This is a genomic window from Actinobacillus seminis, from assembly GCF_002263215.1.
Classification (GTDB): Bacteria; Pseudomonadota; Gammaproteobacteria; order Enterobacterales; family Pasteurellaceae; genus Actinobacillus_B; species Actinobacillus_B seminis.
Genome location: NZ_NLFK01000008.1, coordinates 138,752 through 147,252, shown reverse-complemented (window position 1 = coordinate 147,252; position 8,501 = coordinate 138,752). Strand labels below are relative to the sequence as shown.

The window sequence follows — 8,501 nt, the reverse complement described above, 5'->3', positions numbered from 1 at the left end:
AACGACTTCACCGCACATCTTGACTTTCAGGTTGCGATGGCGGTGAAGATAAAGGGCATATAGCACAAAATAGCGGAGCTTTTTGTATTTTATGTAAATAACGGCGCAAACCATTGATCTAATTTCTGTGCAAGACGGTCAATGCCGATTTTATTTTGTGCGGAAAAAGCTTCCACTTGGATATCACCTTGCAATGGTAAAATCGCCTCGCGTACCATTTTCACTTGCTTACTTCTAGCACTTTGGCTTAGTTTATCGGCTTTAGTCAACAATAATAAAACGGGCAATTGCGACGCTACAGCCCATTCAATCATCTGCTGGTCAAGATCTTTTAATGGATGACGAATATCCATCAATACCACCAAGCCCGCTAAACATGCACGTTTTTGCAAATATTCGCCGAGCGACTTTTGCCACTCGATTTTCATCTTCTCCGGCACTGCGGCATAACCATAACCCGGTAAATCCACCAACTTACACTGCGGCTCGACTTCAAATACATTAATTAATTGCGTTCGCCCCGGTGTTTTTGAGGTACGCGCAAGGTTTTTTTGATTCGTCAAAGCATTTAACGCTGTTGATTTTCCCGCATTAGAACGCCCGGCAAAGGCGATTTCAATCCCGCCGTCTTCCGGTAATACCCGAATATTCGGCGCACTAGTTAAAAAATGGGTTTTATGATAATTAAGTTTAATTTCGCTCATTATGATCTCTTTATAAAATAAAAGCACTTTCTTCAATTCATTCAATTATAACATTGAATTCATTGCCGAAAGTGCTAATTTTTACTTAATCAAGGTCAGTTAAAACCGATACTTTATTTTACCATTGGTAACCAATACCTACGGCACCACCAATATCACCTTGAGTATTAGCATTACCTTGCAATTTCAAGATAACTTTGCCATTATCACTAATACGTGAATACCCTAAAGCCACTGAGGTCTGAGCACGATAAGTACCAGCTGAGGCAGCTACCATTGATTTACCAGGAATATAAGCCTGTGGTAGCGCTGCTGCAGCATTAGCACCTGCAATACCCGCACGTAAATCACGATCTACGCGATTAACTTTACGATCCAACGCACCAATAGCGTTATACGCATTTTTGTTAGCACGTTTAACTTGTCCAACTGTTGCGGCATCGCTATCCACTTTACCATCAGCAACATTAGCAATGCGATTTCCAGCGTTGTTTAAGCCATTTTCAGTAAGCGAAACTTTTTCATCTCCGCTACCGATAGTTACACCATCGCTGTTAATTACCGTATTACCGGTTTTCACCGAACCTTTATCGCCCAAGTCTAGGTTATTATTTAAGGTAACCTCTGCAGTATTACCTGAGGCTTTCGTCGTGATATTTTTATCACCTTTCACATTCAAGGTATCACCCAGTTTTTGTGCGTTAGTCGCACCAGTATCGGTAGCAAAGGTCAAGCCTTTATTATTTACTGCTTCATTGGCATTTATGCCCTTATTGATATCTTCTTTAGTTTTATCGGAAATATCAACAACATAATCAGTAACATCAACGCTACCTTGTTTCGTAGCTTCACCTTTCGTCACAGAAACAGCAGAAGAACCACCGGATACAGAAACCGAAGTATCTTTCGCAGTCACCGTATAAACTGTCTGACCTTTATTGCCAGTTGTGGTATCCAATGTAACATTATCGCCAGCTTTAAGCTCTGTTTTAGCTGCAGCGACATTAGTATTTAGCTCATTTTTAACCGCGAATAACTGAGATCCGTTAACTGCATCTGTACTATCTGGAGAAATATCACCATCTGCCACACCAGTAACTTTCTTATTACCCGCATCAATACCCTTAACTGTAACACTCGGACCATCAGCGATAATCAAGCCTTTATTGGTCAATGCTACATCATCACCAACTTTAACACCATCATCATTGATTACAGTTTCTCCCGCAGTCATACTATCAACCGTAATATCGTTACCTAAGCTCACTTGTAAGGCTTTGCTACCATCATCTTTCGTGATAACACTTGTATTCACATTACCGTCACCTACGATAGCTGCAGTCGTACCAAGAGCTTGCTTAAACTCTTGTCCGATCTCATCTTTAAGACCAAACCCACTTTGGGTTAACTCTTGTCTCGCATTATAAAGCTGTGAACCATTTACCGCATCATAGCTATTTTCATTCACATCACCATTCTTTTTTTTTTTTTTTATCCGCTACATTGGTTACAGTCGCTACTTTATTCTCATCACCATTTTTCGGCGCTGCACGTCCGTCTGTGGTTTCAATCAGACCAGCCTCCGGTGCAGTTGCTGTTGCAACTAGCTTACCATTCTCTACTTTAATGGTATTACCATCTACAGCGACATCAACCGTATACTCATGTGTCGTACCATTTGCTCCAGGGTTATCCACTACAGACACTGCGCTGTCATCTGCAGCTTTCACTGTTGTTATGGTATTGGTATCCGGAGATGCTACGGCTAACTTACCATTTTCAATTTTAAGTGTATTGTTATCGATATTCACATCATATTTCACTGTACTAGATTTTCCATCTGGTGCAGTGGCTACAGTGGCTACAGTCGCATTACCATTTATAAAATTTACTGTATCATAAGGTTTTACGAAATCTATCCCGACATTATTGCCTTGTAAATTCCAACCGGAATTTAATACATCACCAACTGTAGCAGCATGGGTAGTATTAAGGTTAGCAGGCAAATCCTCTGATGTCGTCACGCCAAGATTCTTCGGATTATAAGCATCCGTGTTATATGTATTAGGTAAATTGCTCGCAACGTTATTCAGGATTGTTGGTGTCGCTGTACCATCTGGTCCATTGATCGAGGTAATCACATTCGCTTTAACGACCTCATTACCTTGATCATTCGGTTGACTGCGATAGGTTACCGCGCCATCAGGACCAACAACAGGATAGACTTGATTACCCTGCTTATCAGTATAAACCACTGCTAATGGTGAATTACTTGCATTCGTATTCGGATCTTTTACAGAAAATTTAATCGCGGTAACGCCATCGTTTGTCTCATTTACCACTTCTGCAATAACCGTATCAGTACTTTCAAATTTAACGCTATTTCCAGGCGTAACAACACCTTTCGTATTGCCATTACTATCTAACACCTTAAAGCCATCATTAATATATGTATTTAAATTGGTCAGTGCAGCATCAACACTATTAGCCGTTTTGTATGGGGTATTACCATTCCCTACTATCATAGGTATTTCAGTACCTTGATATAGGTTATAGGTTGGCGCCTGAAGCGAACCATCTTTTTTGACCGAGGCATTACCACCTAAATGTGTCGCTACCGAACTCGCTAACGAACCAACAACATCCGTTACCGCATAAAGTTGCGAGCCGTTAATCGCATCAGTTGAAGTTGCCGAAATTTCACCCGCTGCAACATTTTGAATTCGACGTTCTTTACCGGCAGCACCAACAGTTACAACTCCCTTACCCGCCGCACCAGCAAAAGCCTTGCCAGATCCATCATTATCTTTACCATAAGTAATCGGACCAACAGTTACATTCTCAACAGTCCCAGTATCCCCCGCTGTGGTAGTTTGTCCTGTGGTTAAATTTGCAAATTGTCCCGTACCTATGATAACTTGGTTTTTCGTGTTTACTTGATTTCCCTTGGTCGCCACGGAAGAATCGCCTAAATAAACAGAGTTTGCAACGGTTTCACCGATTGGAACATAAAGTAAGGTATTGACCATCTGACCTTTATCGTTCGGTACTTGTAGAATAGTTTGTTTACTATTAATATTGCTCCCTAATACAAAGGTATTATTGCTTGTTATAGCATTCTTATTACCGAGAACGACTGTATTTTGAATCGCATTAGGATCGTATACTACTGCTTGCTCTTGGTTCATTTTATTAGCTAAATCCTCTTGAGATTTACCAATCATGTTATGCGAACCAAAAATAGAAGTATCTTGACCAGTAGCACGAGAATAGGCGCCAATCGCATTTGTACGCGTACCATAAGAACCAGATCTCGTCCCAATACTCACTGCATCATTTCCAATCGTAGAAGAGAAAGATCCGAGGGCTAAACTCTGCGCTCCATTTGAATGACTATAGGTACCAAATGCAATAGAGTTAACATCCAATGTTTTTGCAGTATGTCCTACCGCAATACTATTTCCGGCTTTCTGAGTAGTAGTCGATTTAAAGCCAAACGCAATCGATTTGCTTCCCATCGCCGTTGTCGAAGAAGCAGGCTCACCTCCAATACTTGAACCAATTGCAATTGCATTTTCAGCCGCCGCTTGCGCTTCCAAGCCTATTGCAATAGTACCTTGGTTTGTCGATTTAGCTGCACGACCTATCACTACTGAATTAAGTAATGAGCTTGCATCATCCCCCTCTACGGAAGCTCCTTCTCCAATAACAACACTATAATCCCCTTTGGCTTTAATGTTATTACCAATCGCTATATTGGATGTTGACTCAATCGTTGAATCTTTACCAATAACAATACCATTTAACGCACCATTATTATCTTTTGTAGCGTTCTGCTTTTCACCTAACGATGTAGACTTACCAATAACAATTGAACCATTCGCGTCAGCCTTTGCTCCTGTCCCCTGCTGTATTTGAGCGCCAATTTCAATCGTATCTATTTTTGCAGCTAAAGCTACCCCCCCCTAGTAGATTAATGAAAAGCGTTGCTGTTGATAAAAGCGCAATTTTTGCTTTCACTTTACCTTTTGCACGTTGCAATTCTGAAACTGCGACCCAAGATTGAGTTACATTACACCAAATCACTTTAAAAATCTTGTTCATAAAGACCATTCCTTTTATTTATATAAAATACACTATCTAACTATACAACATTAAAGTTAACCACTCGTAGCCATTCCACATATTTTGGAACAATGCACGAAAAGTTAGACCACAGTTACATCTCAGATATACATATTAATTTTAGGGAGCTCAACACAGATTAATCCCATAAATGTTGCAGAATTATTATTCAAGTATGGTTGTTTGTCAATCACAAATAACCGCAATATGGCAATAACATTTTGCATTGCAAAATATTTATCGCAAATAAGTCGCATCCTGGTAACCCAATTGGCGCCAAGCTTCATAAACCGTCACCGCCACCGCATTAGATAAATTCATACTACGACTATTAGCAGTCATTGGGATACGAATTTTTTGCTCCAATGGCATGGTGTCTAAAATCGACATTGGAATACCGCGTGTTTCCGGACCAAACATCAAATAATCACCCAACGCAAATTGGGCTTGACTATGCGCCGGTCCGCCTTTCGTGGTCAACGCAAACAAACGCGCCGGCTTCTCGGTTTGCAAAAACGCCTCAAAGGTTTTATGTTTTTTAATCTCGGCAAATTCATGATAATCCAACCCGGAACGACGCAATCGTTTATCATCCCAAGTAAATCCCAATGGCTCAATCAAATGCAACCGAAATCCCGTATTCGCACATAATCGAATAATATTCCCCGTATTTTGCGGAATTTCCGGTTCATATAACACAATATCTAACATAATTCTCTCTGTTATCAACAAATAGCACCGGCAGCAAACGTGCACAAATTTTAACGCCAAACACCAAAATAGCAAGCCACAAATCACCCTCCGCCCCAAACCTCCCAAAAAAAACCACCGCACTTTTCGTGTGCTTCTCTCCCGTTTTCACCGCCGAAGCGACTTACTATTTCTAGGAAAATTTGTCGTTTTTAAACTTGCAGCGCAAGCGAGTTTCAAATTTTTCCGTCAAAGAAATGATAACCAAGCGGAGGAAAAAGATGAAACCGGGTTGCTTTTCTTTTGGCAACGCAAAGAAAAGTAACAGATCCCAAAATGCGGTTAATTTTCCGTAAGTTTTGGTTTAATTAACCCATAAATCACACCGGTAACCAACGATCCGACCGTGATAGCAAGTAAATACATCAACGGCTGCGAAACAAACGGGATAACAAACAAACCGCCATGTGGCGCGTTTAGGGTGATGCCCAATCCTGTGGAAATGGCGCCGGCAGTAGCACCGCCTATCACGCTTGACACAATCACGCGAATTGGATCCGCGGCAACAAACGGCAAGGCGCCCTCGGAAATAAAACATAAACCTAAGATAAAGGCGGTATTGCCGCTGTTATGTTGGTTTACGTTAAATTTACGACGTGCAATCCACGTGGCAATCGCCATTCCAATTGGTGGTACCATACCGCCCGCCATTGCGGCTGCCATTGGCAAGGTAACATTAGAAGCAATCATACCGACAGAAAAGGCATATGCCGCTTTGTTTACCGGTCCGCCCATATCCACGCACATCATGCCGCCCAAAATAATCCCCAACAATATCGCATTGGTTCCGGTCATGGAGGATAACCAATCAGAAAGTGCGGTCATAATGCTGGCAACCGGTGGATTGATTAAATACACCATCGCCAAACCGACAATTGCCGTCCCCAATAATGGCAAAATCAAAATCGCTTTTAAAGAATTGACGCTTGCCGGTAACTTGATGATATTATTTAAAAATTTCACCACATAACCGGCAAGGAAACCGGCGATAATTCCGCCTAAAATCCCCGCATTGGCAGAAGTCGCCAACATACCGCCGGTTAAACCGACCGCCAAGCCCGGGCGATCCGCAATAGAAAACGCCACATACCCTGCAAACACAGCGATCATCAAATGGAATGCGCCGCCACCGCCAATATCCATTAAGGCCTTCGGCAAACCGCCGGCAATATTGGCATCTTTAAATGCTTCAATCCCGAACATAAAGGAAATGGCAATCAGCAAACCTCCCGCCACCACCAACGGTAACATATGGGAAACACCGGTCATCAAGTGTTTATACACACCTTTTTTCTCGCCGATATTCTCTTCTTTGACTTTTTCTGCGCGACTAACGCTGTAAATTGTAGCTTCCTTAAAGGCTTTATCGAATTCTTGCGCAGTTTTTTTCAGGGCTAAACCGGTGGAAGTTCGATACATTGGTTTACCGACAAATTTGCTTAAATCCACGTCAATATCCGCCGCCACAAACACTAAATCCGCAGCCGCCACTTCTTCCGGCGAAATCGGATTGCCGGCGCCCACTTGTCCGCGAGTTTCAACTTTGACGTTCCAACCTTGTTTTTTGCCATATTCAGTAATCGCCTCGGCAGACATAAACGTATGCGCCACGCCGGTTGGGCAAGCGGTAACCGCTACAATATTTTTCACGCTATTAGGCGAAATCGCCGCGGAATTGACCGCACTTTCAACCGGATTTGGCAACACATAATCTTGCGCCTGATTAAGCGCTTGGCGCAATAGGTTTTCCGGCGCATTAAATGCTTGTTCCGCGTCGGCTAAAAAGACTTTTTTACCGACCAAGTGCGGATTATTCGGCAAACTGTCACCGAACACAATCGCCAAATCGGCACGCTCCACTTGATTTACCACTTGATTGCCTTGCTGTTTCATTGCTGCGCTAACCGCTTGGTGCAACAAAAAGATCTTAGCATTACCTAATTGACTTGATTGAGTAAGATAAATATTCATAAGATTAGCCTTCAATTAATGTTACATTAACCTTGTTTAAAATCGGGGTTAATAACGCCGGATCGCTGACACCAACGTTACTTTGTGAAACCGCAAAAGCGGAAACCGCGCTGGCAAATGCCAATGTTTCCGCTTGGGAAAGGTTTTTGCTTAATCCATAAATTAAACCCGCGACCATAGAATCCCCGGCACCCACGGTACTGACTACATTTTCGCATTTTGGCGGTTGCGCACGCACGATAGCGTTATCGCTTAACCAAACCGAACCTTGTGCGCCCATGGAAATAATCACATTGGCAATGCCTTGCGCTTTTAATTTTTTCGCGGCGGCAATAATGTCCTCCAGGGTTGGTAATGCATGCCCTACCCAAGCCTCCAATTCGCGGTGATTTGGTTTTACCAACCAAGGTTGCGCGCGTAAACCTGCGGTTAATGCCGCGTTGCTACTATCTAATATCACTTTAACGCCCGCTTGATGCAAGGCTTTCAACCAATCAGCGAACAACGCCGGCGTCACTCCGCGCGGCAGGCTGCCGCAAACCGCGACAATGTCAAATTGTTGGCAATACGCTAATGAATTTTGCACAAAGGTTTGCCAATCTGCTGCGCTGATTTCATAACCTGAAAAGTTTAAATCAGTGACATCCGCTTCAGTTTCGGTGATTTTAACGTTAATGCGCGTTTTGCCGGCAACACGTTGAAATTTATCGATCAAGCCTTGTTTGTAGAACATTGCTTCAAAATCACCCACATTGTCTTGCCCCAAAAATCCGCCAACAGCCACATCAACGCCCAAATCTTTTAATACTTTTGCTACGTTAATACCTTTGCCTGCGGGAAAAAGCCCGAGAGTTTCGACGGTGTTCACTTCGCCCAGTTCAATACGTTTTAAGCGCCCGACCAAATCATAAGCGGCGTTTAAGGTGATGGTTGCTACATTCGCCATTTTTT

At 42.6% G+C, this 8,501-nt stretch carries 7 protein-coding genes; all 7 read right to left on the bottom strand.

The features are described from left to right. Positions 1–89: 89 nt before the first annotated feature. Complete coding sequence (yihA, locus tag CFY87_RS08940) at positions 90–704, bottom strand: ribosome biogenesis GTP-binding protein YihA/YsxC (protein ID WP_094946835.1); 615 nt, start codon at positions 702–704, stop codon at positions 90–92. Positions 705–822: 118 nt separating this feature from the next. Beyond that, on the bottom strand, positions 823–2,172 hold the full coding sequence (locus tag CFY87_RS08935; protein WP_094946834.1) for a YadA family autotransporter adhesin: 1,350 nt from the start codon (positions 2,170–2,172) through the stop codon (positions 823–825). Position 2,173: 1 nt separating this feature from the next. Further along, positions 2,174–4,354 carry a hypothetical protein gene (locus CFY87_RS08930; protein ID WP_094946833.1) on the bottom strand — a complete coding sequence of 727 codons (2,181 nt, stop codon included), beginning with the start codon at positions 4,352–4,354 and terminating at the stop codon, positions 2,174–2,176. A 277-nt stretch (positions 4,355–4,631) separates the two neighbouring features. Further along, complete coding sequence (locus CFY87_RS08925) at positions 4,632–4,808, bottom strand: ESPR domain-containing protein (RefSeq protein ID WP_094946832.1); 177 nt, start codon at positions 4,806–4,808, stop codon at positions 4,632–4,634. Positions 4,809–5,066: 258 nt separating this feature from the next. After that, positions 5,067–5,540 carry a tRNA (uridine(34)/cytosine(34)/5-carboxymethylaminomethyluridine(34)-2'-O)-methyltransferase TrmL gene (gene trmL, locus CFY87_RS08920; RefSeq protein ID WP_094946831.1) on the bottom strand — a complete coding sequence of 158 codons (474 nt, stop codon included), beginning with the start codon at positions 5,538–5,540 and terminating at the stop codon, positions 5,067–5,069. Positions 5,541–5,861: 321 nt separating this feature from the next. Further along, positions 5,862–7,550: a fructose-specific PTS transporter subunit EIIC gene (locus CFY87_RS08915; RefSeq protein ID WP_094946830.1), complete on the bottom strand. Its 1,689-nt coding sequence runs from the start codon at positions 7,548–7,550 to the stop codon at positions 5,862–5,864. A gap of 4 nt (positions 7,551–7,554) precedes the next feature. Then, positions 7,555–8,496: a 1-phosphofructokinase gene (gene fruK, locus CFY87_RS08910; RefSeq protein WP_094946829.1), complete on the bottom strand. Its 942-nt coding sequence runs from the start codon at positions 8,494–8,496 to the stop codon at positions 7,555–7,557. Positions 8,497–8,501: the final 5 nt, after the last annotated feature.

Excerpts from the sequence above, each read along its gene's own strand:
- CFY87_RS08915 (WP_094946830.1), bottom strand. The coding sequence starts at position 7,550 with ATGAATATTTATCTTACTCAATCAAGTCAATTAGGTAATGCTAAGATC.
- trmL (WP_094946831.1), bottom strand. The coding sequence starts at position 5,540 with ATGTTAGATATTGTGTTATATGAACCGGAAATTCCGCAAAATACGGGG.
- yihA (WP_094946835.1), bottom strand. The coding sequence starts at position 704 with ATGAGCGAAATTAAACTTAATTATCATAAAACCCATTTTTTAACTAGT.
- CFY87_RS08925 (WP_094946832.1), bottom strand. The coding sequence starts at position 4,808 with ATGAACAAGATTTTTAAAGTGATTTGGTGTAATGTAACTCAATCTTGG.
- fruK (WP_094946829.1), bottom strand. The coding sequence starts at position 8,496 with ATGGCGAATGTAGCAACCATCACCTTAAACGCCGCTTATGATTTGGTC.